The organism is Thermostichus sp. MS-CIW-23 (genome assembly GCF_054059455.1).
In genome coordinates this window covers 1-24442 of sequence record NZ_JBSSCC010000027.1, presented here as the reverse complement: position 1 = coordinate 24442, position 24442 = coordinate 1, and the positions used below count along the sequence as shown (strand labels likewise).

22 protein-coding genes and 1 tRNA gene are annotated in these 24442 nt (G+C 60.0%); 14 read left to right on the top strand and 9 right to left on the bottom strand.

Features of this window, described 5'->3' with window-relative positions; genetic code table 11:
• Positions 1-2 precede the first annotated feature (2 nt).
• The 7 genes from nifX to ACVW0B_RS10125 all read right to left on the bottom strand — a co-directional run bounded on the left by nifX (position 3) and on the right by ACVW0B_RS10125 (position 4749).
• Complete coding sequence (nifX, locus tag ACVW0B_RS10155; RefSeq protein ID WP_011430663.1) at positions 3-422, bottom strand: nitrogen fixation protein NifX; 420 nt, start codon at positions 420-422, stop codon at positions 3-5.
• A gap of 81 nt (positions 423-503) precedes the next feature.
• Positions 504-1841, bottom strand: coding sequence for a nitrogenase iron-molybdenum cofactor biosynthesis protein NifN (gene nifN, locus ACVW0B_RS10150; RefSeq protein WP_457491612.1), 1338 nt, complete (start codon positions 1839-1841; stop codon positions 504-506).
• The gene (nifE, locus tag ACVW0B_RS10145; RefSeq protein WP_011432073.1) at positions 1841-3235 is read right to left on the bottom strand and encodes a nitrogenase iron-molybdenum cofactor biosynthesis protein NifE; all 1395 of its coding nucleotides are present in this window, start codon (positions 3233-3235) and stop codon (positions 1841-1843) included. Before nifE ends, nifN begins: the two co-directional genes overlap by 1 nt.
• A complete protein-coding gene (locus tag ACVW0B_RS10140; RefSeq protein WP_414342051.1) occupies positions 3226-3585 on the bottom strand; it encodes a Mo-dependent nitrogenase C-terminal domain-containing protein in 360 nt (119 codons plus the stop codon). Before ACVW0B_RS10140 ends, nifE begins: the two co-directional genes overlap by 10 nt.
• A gap of 3 nt (positions 3586-3588) precedes the next feature.
• Positions 3589-3813 carry a DUF2949 domain-containing protein gene (locus ACVW0B_RS10135; RefSeq protein ID WP_011430659.1) on the bottom strand — a complete coding sequence of 75 codons (225 nt, stop codon included), beginning with the start codon at positions 3811-3813 and terminating at the stop codon, positions 3589-3591.
• A 42-nt stretch (positions 3814-3855) separates the two neighbouring features.
• Positions 3856-4401: a ferritin-like domain-containing protein gene (locus ACVW0B_RS10130; RefSeq protein WP_011430658.1), complete on the bottom strand. Its 546-nt coding sequence runs from the start codon at positions 4399-4401 to the stop codon at positions 3856-3858.
• A 54-nt stretch (positions 4402-4455) separates the two neighbouring features.
• Positions 4456-4749 (bottom strand): Asr1405/Asl0597 family protein, encoded by a 294-nt coding sequence (locus ACVW0B_RS10125; protein ID WP_011430657.1) that lies wholly within the window; start codon positions 4747-4749, stop codon positions 4456-4458.
• A gap of 771 nt (positions 4750-5520) precedes the next feature.
• Between ACVW0B_RS10125 and nifB the strand changes: the two genes are divergently transcribed.
• The 13 genes from nifB (at position 5521) to ACVW0B_RS10060 (ending at position 17670) form a co-directional block, all read left to right on the top strand.
• Positions 5521-6957 (top strand): nitrogenase cofactor biosynthesis protein NifB, encoded by a 1437-nt coding sequence (gene nifB, locus ACVW0B_RS10120; RefSeq protein ID WP_457440175.1) that lies wholly within the window; start codon positions 5521-5523, stop codon positions 6955-6957.
• 25 nt (positions 6958-6982) lie between these two features.
• On the top strand, positions 6983-7276 hold the full coding sequence (fdxB, locus tag ACVW0B_RS10115) for a ferredoxin III, nif-specific (RefSeq protein ID WP_011432079.1): 294 nt from the start codon (positions 6983-6985) through the stop codon (positions 7274-7276).
• Positions 7277-7315: 39 nt separating this feature from the next.
• The gene (gene nifS / locus ACVW0B_RS10110; protein WP_457388653.1) at positions 7316-8515 is read left to right on the top strand and encodes a cysteine desulfurase NifS; all 1200 of its coding nucleotides are present in this window, start codon (positions 7316-7318) and stop codon (positions 8513-8515) included.
• 56 nt (positions 8516-8571) lie between these two features.
• Positions 8572-9483, top strand: a complete 912-nt coding sequence (gene nifU, locus ACVW0B_RS10105) for a Fe-S cluster assembly protein NifU (RefSeq protein ID WP_457440177.1) — start codon at positions 8572-8574, stop codon at positions 9481-9483.
• Positions 9484-9762: 279 nt separating this feature from the next.
• Entirely contained in the window at positions 9763-10641 is an 879-nt protein-coding gene (nifH, locus tag ACVW0B_RS10100) for a nitrogenase iron protein (protein WP_011430651.1), read from the top strand.
• A gap of 95 nt (positions 10642-10736) precedes the next feature.
• The gene (nifD, locus tag ACVW0B_RS10095; RefSeq protein WP_457403730.1) at positions 10737-12200 is read left to right on the top strand and encodes a nitrogenase molybdenum-iron protein alpha chain; all 1464 of its coding nucleotides are present in this window, start codon (positions 10737-10739) and stop codon (positions 12198-12200) included.
• Between the two features lie 65 nt (positions 12201-12265).
• Positions 12266-13801: a nitrogenase molybdenum-iron protein subunit beta gene (gene nifK / locus ACVW0B_RS10090; protein ID WP_457491602.1), complete on the top strand. Its 1536-nt coding sequence runs from the start codon at positions 12266-12268 to the stop codon at positions 13799-13801.
• Between the two features lie 253 nt (positions 13802-14054).
• On the top strand, positions 14055-15242 hold the full coding sequence (gene nifV / locus ACVW0B_RS10085) for a homocitrate synthase (protein ID WP_457491601.1): 1188 nt from the start codon (positions 14055-14057) through the stop codon (positions 15240-15242).
• Entirely contained in the window at positions 15232-15381 is a 150-nt protein-coding gene (locus ACVW0B_RS10080) for a hypothetical protein (protein WP_011432085.1), read from the top strand. Before nifV ends, ACVW0B_RS10080 begins: the two co-directional genes overlap by 11 nt.
• The gene (locus ACVW0B_RS10075; protein ID WP_011430646.1) at positions 15378-15641 is read left to right on the top strand and encodes a nitrogen fixation protein NifZ; all 264 of its coding nucleotides are present in this window, start codon (positions 15378-15380) and stop codon (positions 15639-15641) included. Before ACVW0B_RS10080 ends, ACVW0B_RS10075 begins: the two co-directional genes overlap by 4 nt.
• Positions 15638-15838 carry a putative nitrogen fixation protein NifT gene (nifT, locus tag ACVW0B_RS10070; RefSeq protein ID WP_457491600.1) on the top strand — a complete coding sequence of 67 codons (201 nt, stop codon included), beginning with the start codon at positions 15638-15640 and terminating at the stop codon, positions 15836-15838. The genes ACVW0B_RS10075 and nifT overlap by 4 nt, the downstream gene beginning before the upstream one ends.
• A 389-nt stretch (positions 15839-16227) precedes the next feature.
• Complete coding sequence (locus ACVW0B_RS10065) at positions 16228-17430, top strand: L-lactate MFS transporter (protein ID WP_457491599.1); 1203 nt, start codon at positions 16228-16230, stop codon at positions 17428-17430.
• Positions 17431-17586: 156 nt separating this feature from the next.
• Positions 17587-17670: transfer RNA gene (locus ACVW0B_RS10060), tRNA-Leu, on the top strand.
• On the opposite strand, the gene ACVW0B_RS10055 is transcribed toward ACVW0B_RS10060, so the two are convergent.
• Positions 17671-19863, bottom strand: coding sequence for a glycosyltransferase 61 family protein (locus ACVW0B_RS10055; RefSeq protein WP_457491598.1), 2193 nt, complete (start codon positions 19861-19863; stop codon positions 17671-17673).
• 193 nt (positions 19864-20056) lie between these two features.
• Here ACVW0B_RS10055 and ACVW0B_RS10050 point away from each other — a divergent pair, with 193 nt between their 5' ends.
• Positions 20057-22753, top strand: a complete 2697-nt coding sequence (locus ACVW0B_RS10050; protein WP_457491597.1) for a phycobilisome rod-core linker polypeptide — start codon at positions 20057-20059, stop codon at positions 22751-22753.
• 320 nt (positions 22754-23073) lie between these two features.
• Here the strand turns inward: ACVW0B_RS10050 and ruvB are convergent, their stop codons facing one another.
• Positions 23074-24210 (bottom strand): Holliday junction branch migration DNA helicase RuvB, encoded by a 1137-nt coding sequence (ruvB, locus tag ACVW0B_RS10045; RefSeq protein WP_011430641.1) that lies wholly within the window; start codon positions 24208-24210, stop codon positions 23074-23076.
• Between the last annotated feature and the right edge of the window lie 232 nt (positions 24211-24442).

Genomic DNA, 24442 nt, shown 5'->3' with positions numbered 1-24442 from the left:
GGCTAAACCTCCGCAGGGGAAGTAGAGGGATTTGGGGCTTCGGCTTTGCGGGCGCGCTCGGCCAAGAGCACTTTGCGCAGCCAGGGGGGAGGGTTGTGCAGGGTGGATACCAGGCGCTGCAACAAGCTCTCGATGGATTCTTCCTCCGACTGCACTTTGATGGGGGTGATGCGGCGGTTGATCAGGCGGGCGGCGGCACTGCTGCCGATGGCGGCAACGTAGATGAGGGTGACATCGGCCAAAGCCTGTAGCTTGGGCACCAGTTTGTCCTCGTTGCCGTCTGCCTCCAAGTTGCCCCCAAAGGTAAGGGTTTTGCAGAAGCGGTAGCCTTCGGGGGTGACTTCGTAGAGGTCGATCTGGTTGGCCCAACCAAAGTGGGCGTTGACGTGCTTGCCGTCGCGGGTTGTAAAGGCCACTTGCATGAGGGTTCTCCTTAGAAACGTGAACTTGAGGGTTTGGGGGAGCTAGGGGCACTTGGGCTGCCCTTCGAAGCTCTGGATCCCTTAGAATCCATGCCCAGAAACCTGGGGTGGGCTGGGGTGACGGGCTTCCTCCTGCTCCATCAGCAGGTTGCCGACAGCAAACAGTTGGGATAGGGTGCCGCGATAGCCCACCTGACAGAGGTGGTTGGCCCCCAGCCGGTCGAAGATGGGGATCCCCATCCGATGCACTGGGATCCCCAGCCGCTTGCCCAGGCGCGCCACGTGGGAGTTGCCCACCAGCAGGTCAGCCCCGGGTGCTAGCTCCTCCAGATCCCCCAGATCTCCCACCCGCACCGCCTCAATGGGAAGGGTGCTCAAGTGGGGATCCGGTGTGGGACTGATGGCCGCCTGGATCTGACAGCCCATATCCAGCAGCCAGTCCACCCACCCCCAGAGCAGATCGGCTTCTAGGGCCAAGGCAATCCGCTGGTTGCCGAAGAAAAAGTGGCAATCCAGGAGGGCATCCTGGACTTGGCTGCGCTGGCGGCGGTAGCGCAGGGGCACCGGCTGTTGGCTGTAGTCGGCCAAGGTTGCCAAAAAGGGATCCACAGCCTTGAGACCGGTCAGGTGGGGGAAAACCCGATAGGGGGTGCCAAAGCGCTGGGCCAGGATCTGAGCGGCAGGGCGCATGCTCTCCCCAATGGCCAAGGTGAGGCCGGATCGCCCCAGCTGCCGCAGTTGCTCGAGGCTGGTGCCGCCGTCCGGGGTTGCCCTAAAGCCAGTGCCCAAGTGGCCATCTAGGGAGCCTGAGAGATCCGGCACCAAGATTGGCTCCAGGCCAAAAGCTTCCACCATTTCCTTGATCTCCTGGGCATCGGCGGGGGTGAGGGCAGGCCCGCACAGCACCGTTACCTGAGCAGGGTGGACGGATCCCGACGGCGATTCCGGCAGGGTGCTGACCAAGCTGTTGACGGCGATGGCATAGCCGTCTTGCAGGGATCCTTTAAAGTCAGGCGTAGAGGCCAAGACGATGGGCAGATCCTGCAATTGCGGCTGGCGTCGGCGCAGCTCCCGCAGGATGCGCGGCATATCGTCCCCGCGGGTTTCCGTGAGGCCGGTGGTCAGAAGACCAATCAGCTCCGGCTGGGCCTTCTCCACCAAGGTGAGGATGGCAGCTTCGACATTCTCCTCCCCCCCCAAGATGGTGTCCACTTCGGACATGGCAGTGGTGGACATGGGAATGGCCTCGCGGAAATGACGTACCAGCAGCGCTTTGGCAAAGGCCGTACAGCCTTGGGAACCGTGGAAGAGCGGCAGACAGCCCTTGATCCCCAGAAAGGCCAGGGCCGCTCCCAGCGGAGCGCTGAGTTTGAGGGGGTTGACGCTGAGAGGCTTGCGTTCTTGGATGAGCTGGGCCATCATCCCACCTCCTCTTCGGCTGGAGTCTCCCAGGGGGCAGGCCGTCGCAACTGCTCCCAGATGGGGCTGTGGAGGGCGGCATCGATCTCCCGCGCCAAGTTCACCAGGCCGCGATAGCCGGCATAGGCATGGTGCCGCTCCTGGTTGATGTCCAGAAAGGGGATGCGGGCCTTGAGGGCGGTGTACTGGTTGCGTCCGCCGGCGATGAGCAAGTCCGCTTTCGTGCGCTCCACCACCTTGAGCAGCTCTTGAGGGCTGCCCTTGTCCAAGAGAATGCCATCCTGGCCGAGCAGCTCGCGGATGCGGGCTTTGTCTTCTTCGGTGCTTTTGCGGGTGCTGGTGGCCGTTACCTGCATCCCCAGATCTCGGGCAGCAGAGATGATCGACCAACTTTTCACGCCGCCGGTATAAAGGACAACTCGTTTGCCCGCCAGCCGCTGCCGGTAGGGGGCCAAAGCCGCCTCGGTGGCGCGAGTTTCCCGCTCGATGAGGGCCTCGGTACGCTCCTGCAGTTCGGGATCCTTCAGCCCTTGGGCAATGGCCCGTAGGCAGTGGTTCATCTCCTGCAGCCCGTAAAAGGAAGCCTCAATGTAGGGGATCCCGTAGCGCTCCTGCATCTTGCGGCCCACATTGAGCAGGGCTTTGGCGCAGATGAGGACGTTCAGCTTGGCCCGGTGGGCGGTACAGATCTCGCGGTAGCGGCCATCGCCGGTGATCTTGGCCAAGATGCGGATCCCCAGCTCGTCAAACAGAGGCAAGACATCCCACAGCTCGCCGGCAATGTTGTACTCGCCGATGAGGTTAATGTCGCGGGGAGTGGTGTACTCCGGGGAGGCGGTGCCGATAACATAGTCCAGCAGGGCTTCTCCGGCCAGACGGTTGCCTAGGTTTTTGCTGCCCACAAAGCCGGGCGCATTCACCGGAATGACCGGGATCCCAAGCTGGCGGCTGGCCCGCTGACACACGGCCTCCACATCGTCGCCAATGAGGGCAGTTACACAAGTGAGATAGACAAAAATGGCGGCAGGCTGGTATTTGGCCTGCAAGTCAAGGATGGCCTGGAACAGCTTCTCCTCCCCACCGAAGATGATCTCGTTCTCGCTCAGATCGGTGGTGAAGCCCACCCGATAAAGCTGGGGGCCAGAAGAGAGGCTGCCCCGCGTCCCCCAAGAGTTGCCGCTGCAGGCGATTGGCCCATGTACTAGATGGGCGGCATCGGCGATCGGCACCAGGGCAATCGAAGCCCCGTCAAAGGCACAGCCTCCCTGCGCTCCTCCTGGCTTGGCTTGCTCGGCACAGACTTTGTTTTTGCCTTTGCCGTCTTTCTTGTGGTTGTGCTCGCAGGCGGTCTCGTTGAGCAGCTCCGCCACTTTAGTCCGGCTGATCAAAGGCATGATGGGATCTCCTGAGAAGAGGGGGGCTGGGGTTGAGCCGCAGCTTCGGCCAGATAAGCCGCCGCCCGTAGCCGCAGGGCGATGATCTCCTCGTAGAGGGGGTTGATGCGACAGAGGGCCGGAATGTGGACGGTGCGGGATCCCAGTCGGATATCCCGCTCAAAGGGACAGGAAGCCGGGATCAAACGGCAAATCCAACGGGCCTGCCGGGATCCCCGAATTTCAATGCTGTTGAGCCAGCGGCGCGGCCACTTCAGGGCGGATCTGAAAATTGAGTTCAAAACCAGGCCGAGCCATCCCAAAGGGTTGCCGACTCTGGGAAAGGGAAGAGAAGGGTAGGGATAAGTCATGGCTTAAACCTCCGAATGGGTAGAATTGGTAACAAGAGGAGGGGGAGCACACCATTCAAAAATCTGCTCCAGTTGCTCCAAGGAAATCAGCCCGTAATGCCAAAGAATCATGGGCAAAGGGCCCTGTTCACACCCATGCCGTTTCAGGGCGAAGGTGAGGGCGGATTCCGGGATCCCAAGCTCAACTTGCAAAAACTGCAGCAGCGGCGCCCGATCGGGGGTAAGCATGGCAGAGTCTCCCAAAACGAGGGGTGGGCGTAGATGGGCAAGCTAGGATGGGGACAAGCCCAAAACCAAGCTGTCGGCAGCCAGAAAGTGGGCCAGGTGAAAGGCCCGTTCTTCCGTCCGCAGCAAAATCTGCTCGTAGAGGTGACGGGTGGCGCGATCCCCAACACTTTCCGCCAGAGCCGCCTGGCGACGCAGCAGATCGATTAGGCTTTGCTCGGCCCGCAAATCCGCTTCCAGCATGGGCCGCACAGCCAACGCATCGTCCCCTTCTGGACTGAAGCAGCACAGCTCCGCCAGCTTGGCAAAGCTGGAGGCCGGGATCCCACCCAGGCCGTTCAGGCGCTCCCCCACCTCATGGGCGTGGTTCTGAACTTCCTGTAGACTTTCGTTGAAAAATTGGTGAATTGAGTAGAACTCTGCTCCTTCGACAACCAGATGGTGCTTCAGATACTGCAAATACAGCCCCTGAAGACTGGCCCAAACTAGGTTGAGGCCCTCGCAGATGGGAACCGTGATCTCCCGTCCCAGGTGAACGGGGTTGTCTCGGACTTGTTGGAAGGAGCGAGTCGAGGGGGATGGAGTGCTCATTGGCGCTACCAAAACGAGGTGAACAGGAGAAGCAAGGAGGCAAACGGCAGAGGTTCAGGGGTGGTCATCCCCTCCTGCAGATCTCTCAGGGGGATCCCAGGTCTGGAGAGACCAGCAGCGATCCAACCAATTCAGCCAGCCAGAGCGGTCAAGGGCGAAAAGGCGGAGCACACTGTGGACGAGGAGGGCTTCGGTGGGGGTGCGAATCATCACCCACAGTTGGCCGGTCGGGGTACAGCCACAGGTCAAATCCAGCTCCTGCAGACGGTAGAGAATCCGCCAGCGATCGCAACGGGGCACCTGCAGCACTTCAGCCGTTTTCGGTGGGGGAGAAACAAGGGGGGACATAAGCTCACCGGTTGGGAAGCAGGAGGGAGTCTCAGCAGAGGGCAGAACCGTTGGGTTTCTGTTCCCCCGCTTATATCCCCCGCTTATAGCAAGCGGCTGCAGGGGCTCAGGCTTGGCAGCGGGCGATCAGGATTGATTGAGTTATTGCCGATGTACTCAAACCCTGGAAGCTTGGCCCAGAGGGCAAAAAAAGTTTTTCTGAGGGCAGGGGGTTGAGTCTTTTGCCCGCAGGGATCCGGTATTTTTGGGGAAGGGTATGGGTATTTGAGCGAGTACATCCCCCCTGTCACAACAAGAAAGTCCGACGGCCTGCCGCCGCAGTAGTCTTCACTTCCTTGGCGAGGACTTTGCCCCAGGGGGATCTTTCCTCAAACTCAAACGGCTATTTTCAATACACTTTTGGGCTGATACGATATTAAATCGTAGCAATTGATGCAAAACGCAGCCGAGGCTGCGGCGCTTGAGTGCATCTGAGCAGATTTTTAGTATTTCCTAAGCATTGCCCCAAGCCCTTGTCGAATCAGGGATTCCGGGGATCCTCCCCACAGCCGGATCCCCCGCCCCTTTGGGTCAAAATACGGCATCCCCGGCCTTGAAAAACCAGACCCTTGACCCCTAAAAAAAGTTGGATTTGGCCTGCCATCAGGCTTTGCAGGTCTTGAGTACAAAGCCAATAAACTCGATCAGTTCTACCGGGCTGAGTGCAACGGAGCGGGCAGAGGGCGGTTGATATAACCGCCAGTAACGTTCTATCCCCTGGTTGACCCCACTATGCCGCCCCTTTCAACTCCGCCCCGCCAGGGATCCCCTTCCCCATCGGCCTGCGCTTGCAGCAGCAGCCCCCGCCAGGCTCTCCCCCCTCATCTGCAGCAACGCATCGCCACCCATCCCTGCTACAGCGAAGCAGCTCACCATCACTACGCCCGCATGCACGTGGCGGTAGCCCCCGCCTGCAACATCCAGTGCAACTACTGCAACCGCAAGTTCGACTGTGCCAACGAGAGCCGGCCCGGTGTGGTCAGCGAGCTGCTTACCCCGGCGGAAGCCGCCCACAAAGTGCTGGTGATTGCCGGCAAGATCCCGCAACTGACGGTGGTGGGCATTGCTGGGCCTGGGGATCCCTTGGCCAACCCCAAGCAAACCTTCGAGACCTTTGCCCGCATTGCCGAGAAAGCTCCGGATCTCAAGCTCTGCCTTTCCACCAACGGCCTGATGTTGCCGGACTACATCGACGAGATCAAACGGCTGAACATTGACCACGTCACCCTGACCATCAACATGGTGGATCCGGAGATCGGGGCCAGGATCTACCCCTGGATCCGCTGGCGACGCAAGCGCATTCGAGGGGTGGAGGCAGCCCGCATCCTGCACGAACGGCAGATGGAAAGCCTGGATCTGTTGCGGGAGGCAGACATCCTCTGCAAAGTCAACTCCGTTCTCATTCCCGGCATCAACGACACCCACCTGCTGGAAGTGAACCGGGTGATCCAGGAGAAAGGGGCTTTCTTGCACAACATCATGCCCCTGATCTCGGCGCCTGAACACGGCACCTACTTCGGCCTTATCGGCCAGCGGGGCCCCACCCCTCAGGAGTTGAAAGCCCTGCAAGATCGGTGCTCCGGCAACATGCGGATGATGCGCCACTGTCGCCAGTGTCGGGCGGACGCGGTGGGCCTGCTGGGGGAAGACCGCAGCCAAGAGTTTACCAAGGAGCGCTTTATGCAGATGACCCCCGAATACGACCCCGAAAAACGCCGCCAGGTCCAGGCAAGCATTGCCCAACTGCAAGCTCAGCAGCAGTCAACCCCAACCCACTGGACAGCCGACCTGCCTCCCGACAGCCCCTCCATCCTGGTGGCCGTAGCCAGCAAAGGCGGCGGCCTGGTCAATCGCCACTTCGGCCATGCACGGGAGTTTTTGATCTACGAGGTCAACGCCCGTGGGGCGCAGTTTGTCGGCCACCGCAAGGTTCCGCAGTACTGCCACGGGGGATCCGGGGAGGACAACAACCTAGAGCAAATCCTGGATCTCATCAGGGATTGCCGAGCCGTGCTGGTCTCCAAGATCGGCGATTGCCCCATGAAGCGTATTCGCGAGGCCGGCATCGAAGTGGTGGAAGACTACGACCTCATTGAAACGGTGGCCCTCAAGTTTTACCGCACCTGGTTGGTCAACCAGGCCCTGGACAGCAAATCTTCCCGATCTTGAGACCTCATCTTTTGGAGACGCGGCCATGGCTACTGTAACTGCTCTCACCAAAGGCGGACTGCCCTGGATCCCACAGTTTATCGAAAGCCTGGATATCAGCCGCTGCCTCGGCTGTAGCCGTTGCCTCAAAGTCTGTGGCCGGGGTGTGTTCGCCCTCAGAGCCCTCAACGAAGACGGCGAGTTTGTCGACAACGAAGAGGAAGAAGAAAGTGAGCGCAAAGTGATGACCATCCTCAATGCCGCCCTCTGCATCGGCTGTCAGGCTTGCGCCCGCATTTGCCCAAAGCAGTGCCATTCCCACGCTCCGCAAGCCGTTTAACGTTGCCCAACCCCTACCTTGTATCGATTCGGAGCCTGTATGAACCCCGTGATCTACCTGGACAACAACGCCACCACCGCCGTGGATCCCCTGGTTCTGGAGGCGATGCTGCCCTATTTGCAGACCTTCTACGGCAACCCCTCCTCGATGCACAGTTTTGGCGGCCAGGTGGGGCGTTCCCTCAACCAAGCCCGCGAACAGGTGGCAGCCCTTCTGGGAGCCGACCCGACGGAGATCGTCTTCACCAGTGGCGGCACCGAAGGCAACACCACGGCCATTTATGCAGCCTTGGCAGCCCAACCCCAGAAGCGCCACATCATCACCACGCAGGTAGAGCACGCCTCGGTGCTCAACGTCTGCAAGCACCTGGAAAAGCAAGGCTACCGCGTCACCTACCTCTCGGTGGATGAGCAAGGCTGCCTGGACTTGCTGGAGTTGGAAGCAGCCCTGACCGGCGATACTGCCCTGGTGAGCTGCATGGCCGCCAACAACGAGACGGGCGTGCTTTTCCCCATCGAGGCGGTGGGATCCCTGGCTCGCAGCTATGGGGCTGTTGTCCATGTGGACGCAGTGCAGGCGGTGGGCAAGATCCCTCTCGATCTGCAGCGCCTGCCGGTGGATCTCCTCACCCTTTCCGGGCACAAGCTGCATGCCCCCAAGGGGATCGGCGCTCTCTATGTGCGGCGGGGCTTGCGCTTCCGTCCGTTGCTGCTGGGAGGGCATCAGGAGCGAGGCCGCCGCGCCGGGACGGAAAATGTGCCGGGCATCATCGCTCTGGGCAAGGCAGCGGAGCTGGCCCAAGCCCACCTCGGGGATCCCCATGAGCGGCTGCTGCGGGATCGCTTGGAGCAGGGCTTGCTACAGCGGATCCCGGATGTCCAGGTTAACGGCCACCCCACTCAGCGGCTGCCCAACACCACCAACTTGGGCTTCAAGTTCGTGGAAGGGGAAGCGATCCTCTTCTGGCTGAACAAATACGGCATCTGCGCCTCCTCCGGCTCCGCCTGCACTTCCGGATCCCTGGAGCCCTCCCATGTGCTGCGGGCCATGGGCCTGCCCTACACCGTTTTGCACGGCTCAATCCGCTTCAGCCTCTCTCGCTTTACCCAGCCGGCAGAGGTGGAGCGGGTGCTGGAGGTTTTGCCGGGGATCATCGAGCATTTGCGGGCCATCTCCCCCTTCAGCCACGAGGCGGAAGACTGGCTGCAACAGCAGGAGCGGGAACTGGCTCACCGCTGACCCCCCTCAAACTCATCTTCCCTCGACCGTTCGCATCCTCAACTCAGGATCCAGCCATGTGGGACTACAGCGAAAAAGTTTTGGAACTCTTCTACCACCCCAAAAACCAAGGGGCAATGGATCCCAGCTCCGAGCCTGGTGTTCGGGTGGTGGTGGGAGAAGTGGGCAGCATCACCTGTGGCGATGCCCTGCGGCTCTACTTAAAGGTGGACGAGGCCAGCGAGCGCATCTTGGCTGCCAGCTTCCAAACCTTCGGCTGCACCAGCGCCATTGCCTCTTCCTCGGCTCTGACGGAGCTAATCACCGGCCTCACCCTGGATGAAGCCCTGCAGATCGACAACCGCCAAATCGCCGATTACCTGGGCGGCCTGCCCCCCGCCAAGATGCACTGCTCGGTGATGGGGCAAGAGGCTCTGGAGGCAGCCATCTACAGCTATCGCGGCCTTCCTCTGCCTGACCACACGGATGATGACAGCGCTTTGGTCTGCTCCTGCTTTGGCGTCAGCGAGCAAAAGATCCGCCGCTTGATCCGGGAAAACCGCCTCACCTCCGTTGAGGAAGTAACAGCCTACAGCAAAGCGGGCGGCGGTTGTGGCTCCTGCCTGGCCCAGATTGAAGACCTGATCGCCGCTGTTCTGGCCGAGACTGACGCAACCCCTTCAGAAGATTCAAGAAATTCAAAAGGGAACTCCCAAAACCAGACAGAGCCCTCTCCCGCTGCTCCCTCTCCCCTCACCACCTTGCAAAAGATCGCCCGCATTCAGGCCGTCCTAGACGAGGAAGTTCGCCCGCTGCTGTTGGCCGATGGCGGCGATGTGGAGCTGTACGACCTGGAAGGGGATCAGGTGTGGGTACGCCTCAAGGGATCCTGCACCACCTGCCCCAGCCAGCAAAACACCCTGCGGTTGCTCATCGAAACCCGCCTGCAAGAACAGGTGTGGCCCACTTTAACCGTGCATGCCCTCTAGTTCCCCATTCTCGATAAGCCTGAGAGCCCTATGATCTGCCCCACTGTTACTCCCCGTCGCTTCCCCCATCTCCTGCCTCGATTCGGGAGAGCCCCACCGTTCAACCGGTTTGCTTCCAGATCCTGCCCAGGATCCAAGGCTGCCTTCCCGCGAGCTGAAATCCTTTGCAGTAAGGATCCCGTCTCGCTAATGCGACCAGTTGCGCCCATTGGCAGGAGATTTCTAACCCTTAAGTCGCCCTCAAGTTTTTCCTCAAGTCTTCATTAGGAGAACTGAACCATGAGACAAATTGCATTCTACGGCAAAGGCGGTATCGGCAAATCCACCACCTGTCAGAATACCGTTGCCGGTATGGCCGAATTGGGGCAGCGGATCATGATCGTCGGCTGCGACCCGAAGGCCGATTCCACCCGCCTCATGTTGCACTGCAAAGCCCAGACCACCGTCCTTCACCTGGCGGCTGAGCGGGGATCCGTAGAAGACGTGGAGCTGGAAGAAGTGGTTCTCACCGGCTACCGAGGGGTGCGCTGCGTGGAATCCGGTGGCCCCGAGCCTGGTGTTGGCTGTGCCGGACGAGGCATCATCACCGCCATCAATTTCTTGGAAGAAAACGGTGCCTACGAGGATCTGGACTTTGTCTGCTACGACGTGCTGGGGGACGTGGTCTGCGGCGGTTTTGCCATGCCCATTCGGGAGGGCAAGGCCCAAGAGATCTACATTGTTTGCTCCGGCGAAATGATGGCCATGTATGCGGCCAACAACATCGCCCGCGGCGTGCTGAAATACGCCTACTCTGGCGGCGTGCGCTTGGGTGGCTTGATCTGCAACAGCCGCAAAGTGGATCGCGAGATCGAGCTGATCGAGGCTCTGGCCGAAAAGCTCAACACCAAGATGCTGCACTTCATCCCCCGCGACAATGTGGTTCAGCACGCAGAATTGCGCCGCATGACGGTGATCGAGTACTCCCCCGACTGCAACCAAGCTGACGAGTACCGCGCCCTGGCCAAAAAAATCATCAACAACACGGATCTGAGGATCCCCACCCCCATCTCTATGGATGAGCTGGAGCAGTTGTTGATAGAGTTCGGCGTTTTGGACGACGACCAGAAAATCGCCCACCTCATCGGCAAAACCGAAAAAGAGCTGGCCCCTGTCTGATCCCCGAAAAGACGGGCTGGGGGTAGCTGGTTTCCTCCCTCAGCCCCCCTTCGCACTGTGGCTTTTATCCATGACACCCAATAGCTGAGGTTCTCATGACTACTCTGAAAAGTACCCTCAAAGAGGAAACCCGGAAAATCGTAACGGAGGTTCTGGAAACCTACCCCGAAAAAGCTCAGAAAAAGAGAGCTAAGCACCTCAACGTCTATGACGAGGGCAAAGCAGATTGCGGAGTAAAATCTAACATTAAATCCATCCCCGGCGTCATGACCACCCGCGGCTGTGCTTACGCCGGTTCCAAAGGAGTGGTGTGGGGGCCGGTCAAAGACATGATCCACCTCAGCCACGGCCCCGTGGGCTGCGGCTACTACTCCTGGTCGGGAAGGCGCAATTACTACGTCGGCACAACCGGGGTAGATACCTTCGTTACCATGCAGTTCACCTCCGATTTCCAGGAGCGAGATGTGGTGTTCGGGGGGGACAAAAAACTGGCCAAACTCTTGGTAGAAGCCAGCGAACTCTTCCCCTTGGCCAAAGGCATTACCATCCAGTCCGAATGCCCCGTCGGCTTGATCGGGGATGACATCGAGGCAGTGGCCAAGAGAGTTTCCAAAGAAATTGGCAAGCCGGTGGTACCGGTGCGCTGCGAAGGCTTTCGGGGGGTCTCCCAGTCCCTGGGCCACCACATCGCCAACGATACGGTGCGGGACTGGGTTCTGCCCATTGCCGACAAGAAAGCGAAGGAGGGATCCCTCAACTTTGAGCCCGGCCCCTACGATGTGGCCCTGATTGGGGACTACAACATCGGCGGCGACGCTTGGTCTTCCCGGATTTTGCTGGAGGAGATGGGCCTGCGGGTAGTGACCCAGTTCTCCGGCGATGGCACCTGGAACGAGATGCTGCTTGCCCCTCGGGTGAAGCTGAATCTCATCCACTGCTACCGCTCCATGAACTACATCTGCCGCCACATGGAGGAAGCCTACGGGATCCCCTGGCTGGAGTTCAACTTCTTTGGCCCCACCCAAATTGCCAAATCCCTGCGGGCCATCGCCCAGCGGTTTGACGAGACCATCCAGGCCAAGGCAGAGCAGGTGATCGCCAAGTACAAGCCCCAGAGCGAGGCCATCATTGCCAAGTACCGTCCCCGCCTGGAGGGCAAGCGGGTGATGCTGATGGTGGGCGGACTGCGGCCCCGCCACGTCATCCCGGCCTTCCGGGAGCTGGGCATGGAGGTGATTGCCACCGGCTACGAATTCGGCCACGGCGACGACTACAAGCGCACCACCCAGTACATCGACGACGGCACCCTCATCTACGATGACGTGTCCGGCTACGAGTTTGAAGAATTTGCCAAGAGGTTGAAGCCAGATCTCATCGCCTCCGGCATCAAGGAGAAGTACGTCTTTCAAAAGATGGCTTTGCCCTTCCGCCAGATGCACTCTTGGGACTACTCCGGCCCCTACCACGGCTACGACGGCTTTGCCGTGTTCGCCCGCGATATGGATTTAGCTTTGAATAGCCCCACCTGGGATCTGGTCAAAGCCCCCTGGAAATCCTAGCTTGCCGCCGGGATCCCAGGCGCCAACGGCCCTTCCTTCCCCTGCCCCTCATTAGGAGACCGACCATGCCGCAAGATATCCAAGACATCAAAGATCACGCCCGCCTGTTTCAAGATCCGGAATATCAGGCGCTTCTGCAGTGCAAGCAAACCTTTGAAGATCTCCCTTCCCCAGAAGAAGTGGCTCGGGTGGCCGAATGGACAAAATCTTGGGAATACCGGGAGAAGAACTTTCAACGGGAGGCCCTGACGGTAAACCCCGCCAAAGCCTGCCAACCCTTGGGGGCCATCTTCGCCGCTGTCGGCTTCGAGGGAACTTTGCCCTTCGTCCATGGATCCCAGGGGTGCGTGGCCTATTTTCGCACCCATCTCACCCGCCACTTTAAGGAGCCCTTTTCGGCGGTCTCCACCTCGATGACGGAAGATGCGGCGGTGTTTGGCGGCCTCAAAAACCTAATCGAGGGACTGGAAAATGCCTACGCCCTCTACAAGCCCAAGATGATCGCCGTGTGCACCACCTGCATGGCGGAGGTGATCGGGGATGACCTGGGAGCCTTCATCACCACGGCCAGAAATGAGGGAGTGATTTCCCGCGACTTCCCGGTGCCCTATGCCCACACGCCAAGCTTTGTGGGATCCCACATCACCGGCTACGACAACATGCTCAAGAGCATTCTCAGCACCCTCACCGAGCCGGTGGGCCGCACGGGTAGCAATGGCTACATCAACGTCATCCCCGGTTTCGATACCTACATGGGCAACTTGCGGGAGATCAAGCGCATCTTCGGCTTATTCGGGATCCCGCTGACCCTGCTGGCGGACAACTCCGACTATTTGGATTCGCCCAACGACGGCACTTTCCACATGTATCCCGGAGGAACCCCTTTGGAGGCGGCTGCCCAATGCCTCAACGCCGAGGCTACTTTTTCCTTCCAGCGCTACACCACGCCCAAGACCCTGGAGTTTCTAGCAGAGGCCTCGGGTCGGCCCACCCTGACGGCGCGGCCAGTGGGTATTCGGGGCACGGATGAGTTTTTGATGCAGCTATCTCAGCTAACCGGCAAGCCCATTCCCCCCGAGCTGGAGATCGAGCGGGGCCGGGCGGTGGATGCTTTCACCGACTCCCAAGCCTGGATCCACGGCAAGCGGGTAGCCCTGTATGGGGATCCGGATCTGGTGATGGGCTTGCTCAGCCTGTTGCTGGAGCTGGGAGCGGAGCCGATCCATGTGGTGGTGACCAACAGCAACGAGGAGTTCGAAGCCGAGGCGCGGGCACTGCTGGCCTCCAGTCCCTATGGACAGGGGGCAACCGTCTGGGGGGGCAAGGATCTCTGGCATCTGCGCTCTCTGATGTTCACCGAGCCGGTGGATCTGCTGATCGGCAATTCCTACGGCAAATACCTGTGGCGGGATACGGGCACGCCTTTGGTGCGCATCGGCTACCCCATCTTCGACCGCCACCATCTGCATCGCTATCCCACCTATGGCTATGTGGGGGCGCTCAACCTCCTTAACTGGATTGTCAACACCATTCTGGATGAGGCAGATCGGCGCAGCATCATCCCCGGCAAAACCGACATCTCCTTCGACTTAATTCGTTGATGGCCAGAGCAGCGGGATCCCAAAGGCCGGACTTTGTCGGACTTTGTCAAGGATCCCCTGCTCCAAAGACTCCACCCCGCTAAGAGGAACAGCCAAGCCTTACAGGAATCTGATGAATTCTGCGGCAACTTGGTTGAGCTTTCTACCCTGGACATGATTGCCCTGACGCAACCGGGGTCGCGCCAGCGGTGCGGAGCACCATCGACGGTTACCGATTGCCTTGTCAGGCCGTAGGTCTTGGAGGATGGATCCCATGAATTCCTCTATCACCATCAACGACACCACCCTACGCGATGGGGAGCAAGCGGCAGGGGTAGCCTTCCAAATCCCCGAGAAAATCTCCATTGCCGCCCTCTTGGATGCCATTGGCGTACCCGAAATTGAGGTGGGGATCCCGGCCATGGGCGCCGTGGAAACGGAAGCCATTCGCGCCATGCTCAGCCTGGGGCTGCGGGCTCAGCTGCTGGGCTGGAACCGGGCTGTGCCCAGCGATATCCTCGCCTCTATTCGTTGCGGCCTCAAGCGGATCCACATCTCCGTGCCGGTCTCGGATCGGCAAATGGCCGCTAAGTTCCAAGGGGATCGCCCTCGGCTGCTGCGACAGTTGCGCCAATGCGTGGAGATGGCCTTGGAGCAGGGGCTGTGGGTCTCGGTGGGGGCAGAAGATGCCAGCCGCACCTCCCTGGAGCAGGTGATCGAGCTGGCCCAAATGGCCCAGAGCTGGGGCTGTCGGCGCTTCCGCTACTGCGATACGGTGGGCATTTTGGATCCTTTTAGCACCTACAAGCAGATTCGCCGTCTGGTGCGGGCCATCGATATCCCTGTGGAGATGCATACCCACGACGACCTGGGCATGGCCACTGCCAATGCCTTGGCCGGAATCCGCGCCGGCGCTCAGTCGGTGAACACCACCGTCAACGGCTTGGGGGAACGGGCCGGCAATGCCCCCTTGGAAGAGGTGGTGATGGCTTTGCGCTACACCTTGGGGATCGATGTTGGGGTGGATACCCGCCGTTTGCGGGAGCTGTCTCAACAGGTGGCGCGGGCCAGCGGTGCTCCCCTACCTCCCTGGAAGGCCATCGTTGGCGACAACGCCTTTGCCCACGAGTCGGGCATTCATGCTGCAGGGGTGCTACGGGATCCCCAGACCTATGAGCCTTTCCCACCAGAAGCCGTGGGCGGCCAGCGGCGGCTGGTGTTGGGCAAACACTCCGGCCGGCATTTGCTGCTCCAGATCCTCAAGGAACAGGGGATCCCTGTCGAGCAGATCCCACCTGGCCAACTGGAAAAGCTCCTGGAACAGGTGCGGCAGCACGTCACCCACTGCAAGCATCCGATCCCACCGGCGGAACTGGCCCGTTATTGCCGCGCAACGCTGACGCAATGGGCGCAACACACTCCAGAACCCATCCCAGAGGAGAGCCATCCCGATGTTGTCTAACCGCTTGTCCGGAAAGGAAACTTCCAAATCTCAGGCCATTTTGGCAGCCGTGTCTCGACGGGCGCGCCAAGTAGGCCGCAGCCTAACCCGCCAAGAGCTTTGTCAGGTGCTGGCAGAAATCACAGGAGGTACCCCATGAGCGACGAACTGGAGCTGGATCGCCCTCCCCAATTTGAGCTGGGCGACAAAGTCCGCATCCGTAAGGTCATCCGCAACGATGGCACCTTCTTCGGCCAGCCGGTGGGGAAAATCTTGGCCGTTCCGGGCGACGAAGGTTACGTGATTTCCATTGGCACCTTTCTACAACGGTTTTACGTCTATGCCGTCCACTGCTTGGCCAAAGGCTTGGTGGTGGGGTGCCGTGCCCAAGAGCTGGAACTTGTGGAGAAAGGGCTATGAAAGTCATCCTGCACGAAAGTGCCTACGGGCATTTGATGGTCTACGTTCCCAAAAAAGATCTGGAAGAATCGGTTGTGGCCACCCGTTCAGAGGCCGGGGAAACCATTTTCACCTTGAGCAACGGTTGGGAATTGTCCATCCCGGAGCTGCCGGAGCCTTTGTCTCTGCCCAAGACGGTAGATGCCAAACGCCTCTAGCCAACGGTTGGCTGAACAATTCAAGCAATTCTATTCCTATTGGCTCATCCTCGAAAGGGCTGAGAGAATGGGTTGAACTCAGCTGTGACATACTCCCATCGCTGACCCTACAGGTACAGCGTGGGCTTCGCGCTTCATCGGGGAGCCTTCGCAAGAACCCTCCACGCGCAGACACGGAATGCCCTACCGCGTAGTTGTACCAGATTCCGGCAACGCCGTTTTGTACAACTACTCGCATCATACACCATGTGGGGGTATCTGTATCCCGACACTGATGCTACGGTTACAGTGCGGGGCTTAGCTACCCCACGCCCCCACAAGCTAACAAGCTCCAAATACCCATGAAAAGGGTTGGATTCCCCGTTACTTTGTATGGACAACCGGCCCATATGGGGAGATGGCTTTTCATCCTCCAGGGGCTCCTGGTTCTTCTTTGCCTGGGAACCGTCTATTCCTGGAGCATTTTCCGCAAGCCTCTGGAAACAGAGCTGGGGATCGGGGCCAGTGAGAGCCTGCTGCCCTACACCGTTGCCCTCGTGTTTTACGCTACCCTCATGCCCATCACAGGGTTTGTCATCCCCCGCTGGGGATCCCGCCGAGTACTGGCTCTGGGGGGCAGCTTGGTGGGTTTGGGCTATGGGCTGGCCAGCTTCGCCCCCTCCATTGGGTGGATTGCCCTCTGCTATGGAGTCATTGCCGGCAGCGGTGTGGGAATAGCCTATGGAGTGCCAATGGCCGTGGCAGCCCGTTGGTTCCCGGATCGCAAGGGATTGGCCGTGGGATCCACCATTGTCGGCTTTGGCCTATCCCCCCTGCTCACTGCTCCCCTGGCCAACTGCTTGATCGAGGCACTGGGGGCTCGGCCTACGCTGCTGATTTTGGGGATCCTCTTCGCGGCAGTGATCCTGGGGATCGCAACCCAACTGAGATTTCCTCCCCCCGATTGGATCCCTTCCCCATCTTTTCCAAGAAAATCCACGGACAGCCCAGATCACCCTCTACCGGCTTCTAGGCGCTCTCTCCCTCTGCTGAGAAACCCCTCCTTCTATGGCCTGTGGATCTGCTACGCCATCGGCACCCTGGTTGGTTTAAGCGCCATTGGGATTTCTGGTCCTGTGGGGGAAGAGCTGATCGGCCTGGATCCCCCTGCGGCTGCCAACAGCGTGGCTCTCTTCGCCATTTTCAACGGGCTCAGCCGTCCTCTGTTTGGCTGGTTGGCCGATCGATTACATCCCCATCAGGTCACTACGGGATCCTATGGGCTCATCCTGCTGGCCTGTGGGCTAATGCTCCTGCCTCCTCAGGGATCCCTTCTGGCCTACTGGGTAACTTTTTCCTTGCTTTGGTTTTGCCTGGGGGGGTGGCTGGCCATGGCTCCCGCCCTGACCCTGCGCTTGTTTGATCCCGAACGCTACGCCCAGAACTACGGCATTGTGTTTACCGCCTATGGAGTTGGGGCCTTGGTGGGAAAGATGATCGCGGGGCAAATTCGCGATAGGCTGGGCAGCTATAGCTATACCTTTTATGGGATGGCCGCCTTGGCGGTGGTGGGGATCTGGGTGGCCAACGTTTTTTTGAAAGAGAAGTTGTAGGAGCTTCAAGCCAGCGGGCACAGCAGGGATCCCATCAGCAGGGGCAGCAATCCCCTACTTCATACCCTCCACTGCAGGGCTGGGTGAACCAACTTAAAGACTTGCCCCCCCAAGGCAAGCAGTTTGGTAGAGTAGTACGGCTATTGCCGACAGATTGGGATCGTGGCGGAATGGTAGACGCTACGGACTTAAAATCCGTTGTTCCTCAAGAACGTGAGGGTTCGAGTCCCTCCGATCCCATCATCCCTTGATCCCTGTCTGTTCCAGCACATTCAGCAAGTCCGGGATCCGAACCCAGGCATCTTCTCGATCCAAATCGGGGCTGGAAAGAAGAGCCACCAAAGCCGGATCGCAAACAGGTGCCACCAAGGGGAAGTACCTTAACCCTGCCACCTGGGCAATGATCCAAAAATAGGGGAGCACTGCATTGCTGGGCAAGATCTCGATGACGGTGGTGCCGGGTGGACAAAAGGCGAGGTTGGTCAGGCCCGCCCCGTGGATCCCGATCACCGCCTCTGCCCCTTGCATTAGGGCTATTTGCTCTTGAAGAGAAAGGGTTTCCATTTGCACCGGTGCAAATCCCCAAGGGTGCAAACAGGCTAGCACCTCCGCTTCGTTGATCACCCGCCGCCAGCGGGCAGACCGACGGCTGATGTAAATTCGCCGCGGTTGTAAGGGGTCAATGGATAAACTCGGCTGGGCCAGTTGCCGCAGCACCTCCAATCCCCTGGGCGTCAAACACCCCACCGGAGCGCCTGCCGAGGGCACGATCAGGTTCTGGGCTTGCAGATGGGATCCCCCCAACTGCTCAAAGCTGAGGATGCGCTCGGCTGGGATCCCCAAAGCAGCCAAGCTCTGCACCTGAAAGGGCTTTCTTTGATACCCGTGGATCAAGATGGGGATGTCCTTTTCCAGGGCGCCCGACCGCTGCAGGATATCGAGGGCCGGCAGAATATCCACCATCCAGTGAAAGTAATTAACTGCCCCCAAGGGCAAAAGGGCAACGGGGCCATCCAGTGGGATCGGTGGGGGGAGATGGGGCAAGCCCAGCAGGGGGTGGTGTCGCAGGTGATCTGGCCTGTAGTCCCAGTCGAGGAACTCCGGCGGCGGCAAGCTCAGGGATAGATCGGCGAGCAATTCTCCCCGGCGGGTGAGCACCCCGCTGGCAAAGCTGGCGTAGAGGTGGCGGGGATAGTGGCCCACGTGGACGGATCCTCGGGGGATCTGGGCGACAAAGGTCTCTGCCAAGGGGATGCGCTGCGGGCGCAACTTTTGCAAAATGTCGGGATCAGCCGCAGGGGGCGCTTTCAGACAGAGAACCCCCACCGGATCCAGGGGTTGGTAGTCCCCTTCGCCCGTGGCCTGATGCCACTGCCGGGTGGTGAGGTAACCCTGGGTTGGCACCGGCCAGAAGTCGGTTGTAGGGGGGGTGTTCTGGGAAAAAGAGTCCGCTTGAAGGGCAACGCCTTCTGGAGCCCAACGCTGCCGCCAAGCCGAATACAGGAAATCGGGGATCCTCGCAGATCCCTCTCCCCTGCATGCCTGCTCCAGTCCAGATCGCAGAGGGCTTTCCCCGCCGCTGCCCTCGCACCACGCCTGCACCCAATTCCGTTCCGCTGCCACCGCTCGGCAAACCTTCTCCCAAGCGGCCTCAGGGTGATCCAGCCGCACTTCCGCTTCCGCCCAGTAGCTGTAGAGTTGCGCCGTCCCGGTGCCCCGCGCCTCAGCCGCCTGGAAACACCCCACAGCCTGAACTGGATCCTGCAGATCCAGCCACGCCAGGCCCATCTGTACCCAGGGATCCCCCCACTCAGGGCGCAGCCGCGCAGCCTCCTGCAGAGGGGAAATCGCCTCTCGCAAACGGCCCAGCTTCATCAGGGCCAAGCCCCAGCGCCAAAAACTCTCTGCTGCCGCCGGATCCTGCTGGCAAGCCCGCTCAAACCACTCCGCTGCCGCAGCCCACAGCCGGCTCCGCTCTTGGGTCAGGCCAATGCGGTGAGCAGCCAAAGCCTGGCCAGAAGACAGCTCCAGCTGTCCATCCCCCAACTCCAGAAGCTGCCGATACAGAGCTGCTGCCTGCGGCCAATGGCCCTTCTCCCACAGGCTTTCCGCCAAAGCCTGCAAGCTCCTCAGCAGGTGGTAGACGGCCTCGGATTCGGCCACCCCCCCCGCTTGCAGCATCGCCAAGCCCTCTTGCCACACCAGCTGCGCCTCCAGTTCCCGACCCAGCAGGAGATAGGCGGCTCCCAGCTCCCAATACAGCTCTGGAGAGGGGGATCCCTGCTCGAGCCGCTGCTGCAAGACCTGAATGACGTGCTCGTAATGCCCCTGCTCCCAATCCTCAAGGAGAAAAGCAGAAGACAACAGATGGGAGGGTAGAGCTGGGTTGAGAGCCATGTCTTTGTGGATGAGAAACAGTGTTACAAACTGCAACAACCTCCCCACTCTGGGCCCGTGCCCCTAGTATTCTAGGCTTGGCTTCCCCCTCAGGGATCGGGCATCGATCCTTCTCAGCTCAGAGAGGGATGCTCCTCCAGTCGTGGGTCAGCCTCTTCACCCCCTTCGATGGCACTGTCCTCGGCCTTTGTCGGCAGTTTTTTCGATCAAAACGGAGTTTAAAAGATCGATGGGTATCAACGTATCCGCTGGCGCAGTCGTTTCCAACCCCCGTCTCTACCAAACCGTGCCTGTATCGACCATCTCCCAGGCGGAACAGCAGGATCGCTATCTGGGACGCACCGAGCTGGATCGCCTCGAGGACTTTTTCTCCAGCGGCCTGAAACGGCTAGAGATTGCCGAGGTCATTGCGGCCAATTCGGAAATCATCGTCAGCCGGGCAGCCAACCGCATCTTCACAGGGGGCTCGCCCATGGCCTATCTGGAGCGGCCAGAAGCGACCCAAGACGAGAAAGAAGCCTTCAAGCTGGGTACTGCCTTCTACGTGGAATCCACCGGCGGATTCATTGAGGCCATCCGCAACATCTTCAGCGCCAGCGGTGTGGAGATTCCCCCCAATTTCCGCCCCATCAACATCTCCCGCTACGGAGCTGCCAACATGCGCAAATCGCTGCGGGATCTGAGCTGGTTTTTGCGCTACGTTACCTACGCCCTGGTGGCCGGGGATCCCAGCATCATCGCCGTCAACACCCGCGGCCTGCGGGAGATCATCGAAAACGCCTGCTCCGCCGAGGCCACCATTGTCGCCATTCAAGAGATGAAACGGGCGGCGGCTGGCTACTTCCGCAAAGATGCCGAAGCGGTTGCCATCATCAACCAATACTTCGATGTCTTGCTGAGCGAGTTCATCGCCCCCGCCCCTTCCGACAAGCTGCGGCAGCGCAATGCCAGCACCGCCGACGGGATCCCTCTGCAAGGGCTGCAGCTACCCCAGATCTACAACTTGGCTGCCGAAAAAGTTCCCGTTTTTGCCATGAAGCCGGGGCTGTCCAACGCCGAGAAAGAAGAAGTCATCAAGGCCGCCTATCGACAGGTGTTTGAGCGGGATATCCGCCGCGCCTACGGCCTCAAGCTTTCCGACCTGGAGTCGAAGGTGAAAAACGGCGAGATCTCCATGAAGGAGTTCATTCGCCGCCTGGGCAAATCGGAGCTCTACCGCAAGCAGTTTTACGAGCCTTACATTAACAGCCGCGTTGTCGAGCTGGCCTTCCGCCACTTCCTGGGCCGGGCCCCTGAAACCCGCGAGGAAGTGCAGACCTACTTCTCCATCGTCTCCAGCAAGGGCCTGGCCGGCCTGGTGGACGCCCTGGTGGACAGCCGCGAGTACGGGGACTACTTCGGCGAGGAGACGGTGCCCTACCTGCGCAAGCTGGGGATAGAAGCCCAAACCAGCGCCAACTGGGGAGCCAAGTTCGACCTCTACACCTACGCTGCCCCGCGCCGCAAGGTGCCCCAGTTCATTACCCTCTTTGCCCGCTACAACCGGCCTCTGCCGGATCAGCATGCCTATGGCTCCGGCAACGACCCGCTGGAGATCCAATTTGGGGCCATCTTCCCCAAGGAAACCCGTTCCCTCAGCGCCCGCCCTGCTCCCTTCAACAAAGATGTCAAGCGCATCCTCATCCGGCGCGGCTTTGCCCTGACCAACGAGCGCACCAATCCCAGAGCAGCAGGGGATCCCGGCAGCCTTGGCCCGAAGGTTTTCAAGCTCACCCAGACTCCGGGAGATCGCAGCCGACGGCCGGGGGTGCGGGCCGGCATTGTCGGCAGCGAGGGATCCACCCAGGCGGTGATCCGCGCCTGCTACCAACAGGTATACGGCTATGTGCCCTACGAAGGCCAACGGCTGACCCGCTGGGAGATCAAGCTGGAGTCGGGGGAAATTCCCGTCAAAGAGTTTGTGCGCCAACTGGCCAAGTCGGATCTCTTCCGCAACAAGTACTGGTCCAGCTTGTATGTCTGCAAAGCCATCGAGTTCATCCACCGCAAGCTGCTGGGCCGACCCACCTACGGGCGCCAGGAGATGAACCGCCTGTTTGACATTGCCTCCAAGCAGGGGTTCTACGCCGTCGTGGACGCCATCCTCGACAGCGAGGAGTACCAGCAGGTCTTCGGGGAAGATATCGTGCCCTATGAGCGCTACCTCACCCCCGGCGGCCTGGCGCTGCGGCGGATGCGCCCCGGCTCCACCGACATGGCTGTTGCAACCAAGCCCATTCGCACCGACGACGACATCCCTCTCTTTGTCAAGTTGGGTCAGCCTCGGGATATGCCTTCCGGCGAGCTGGAAATCCAGCGGCGGGCCCAGCAGGGGGTGCCCAAGGTACGCCAAGAGATCCCTGTCTTCAAGCTCACCAGCCTGGCCAACAAAGCGGAAGTCAACAACCTCATCCGCGCCGCCTACCGGCAGGTCTTCGAGCGGGATATGGACATCTACAACATCAGCGCCGAGCTCAGCTCCGCCGAGTCCAAGCTGCGCAACGGCGAGATCACCGTCAAGGAGTTCATCGAGGCCCTGGGGTGTTCCGAGCTGTACCGCTCCGAGTTCTATGCCCCCTATCCCAACACCAAGGTGATCGAGCTGGGCACCAAGCACTTCCTGGGCCGTGCTCCTCTCAACCAGCAGGAGATCCGCAAGTACAACCAGATCTTGGCCACCCAGGGGGTGAAAGCCTTTGTGCGCGCCCTGCTGAACACCCAGGAGTATCGGGATCTCTTCGGCGAGGACACGGTGCCCTATCGCCGCTTCCCCACCCTGCCGGCGGCCAACTTCCCCAACACGCAGGAGCTGTACGGTCGCCTTACCAAGCAAAACCGCGAGCTGGTGGTGCCCAGCTTCAGCCCTGTGGGCAATGACCGCAGCTAGATATGGAGCTGATACATTCACGCTGAACTCTCCTGAACATGGTTCAGGAAAGAAGCGATCGCATCCTGCCTATCTCTGAGCAGGAAGGCGGTATCCCGCAAAGCCCTGAGGAATACCCCCCGAGCGCTTTCCCCCTTCACTTCCCGGCAACCGTTGCGGTGGACTCAAGGATCAGGGGGAAACTTGGTCTACTATATCCCTCTCAATGACTTTTGCCAAACCGCCTAAAGCTCAGTAAATTCAGCAAAGTTCAGGGTTTTGGGGGTTAGAGGCATGCTCTCAACCCCTTCTCTCCTTTTGTGGGAGAGGGAAAAGACAAATTAGCTCCACAAAGGCAGAGGAGACTGGGCTTCATAGCCCAGATGCCGTAGCGCAGCAGGGGTAACCACTCGACCCCGGGGCGTGCGCTGCAAGTAGCCGATCTGCAACAGATAAGGCTCATACACTTCTTCAATGGTTTGGGGATCCTCACCCGTCACCGCGGCCATCGTCTCCAAGCCCACTGGCCCTCCACCGAACTGCTCCACCAGCACCGTCAGCAGCTTGCGATCGATCCAATCCAAACCCATGGGATCCACCTGGAACAGCTCCAGAGCGGCTGCTGCCACTTCTTGGCTAATGTGGCCATCCCCTCGCACCTGGGCGTAATCTCGCACCCGCTTGAACAGGCGGTTGGCAATGCGGGGCGTGCCCCGAGAACGGCGGGCGATCTCTGCAGCCCCTTCTGGATCGGTGGAGACATTTAAGAGGCGAGCCGTGCGCAGCACGATCTGCACCAGCTCGTGAGGCTCGTAAAAGCGCAGCCGTTGCACGTGGCCAAAGCGATCCCGCAGCGGAGAAGTGAGGGCGCCAATGCGGGTTGTGGCCCCGATGAGGGTAAAGCGTTCCAAGGGCAGAGAGGTGATGCGAGCAGAGCGACCTTTGCCAATGGTGATATCAAGACGAAAATCCTCCATCGCCGGATAGAGCAATTCTTCTGTAACCTTGGGCAGGCGGTGGATCTCGTCAATAAACAACACATCCCCCCGCTTCAAGCGCACCAAATACCCGGCAATGTCGCGGGGGCTCTCCAAAGCCGGCGCGGTGGTCATGTAGAACTGGGATCCCATTTCTGCCGCCAGCACTGCTGCCACCGTGGTTTTGCCTAGACCAGGCGGGCCGTAGAACAGCAGGTGATCCAGAGGCTCTTGGCGAGCGCGGGCCGCCGCAATGGCAATGGAGAGCACTTCTTTAAGTTCCGTCTGGCCAATATATTCCGCCAGGGTGCGCGGGCGCAGGGATTCTTCCTGGGCTTCGCCAGGGTGGGCTTGCGGCTGCAACAGGGCAGAGGGATCCGCTCCCCTTTCCCCAGCAAAGCTCAACTCTCTGCCTTCTTTTCTCCAGGCTGAAGACTTTTGCTGCCGCCGCTTGGGGCCCTCAGCGTTCTGGCCTGTATCCCGAGAAGAAATGATTGCCATATCCCTAAGTCACAGAGGCAATGGCCCCAATTTAACTCTAGAAAAGCTCTGGGAAAGATCACCCCAGCAAAGAGAACAAAAAAATCCCCCAGACCAAGCCGGGGGATCCACCAATGCTGTTGAAGCGTCAGGTCAGTCCATCAGCCACGCACCGCAGGCGCTACCTCCACCGCCGCCAAATCCAGCGGGAAGTTGTGCGCATTCCGCTCGTGCATCACTTCCATCCCCAGGT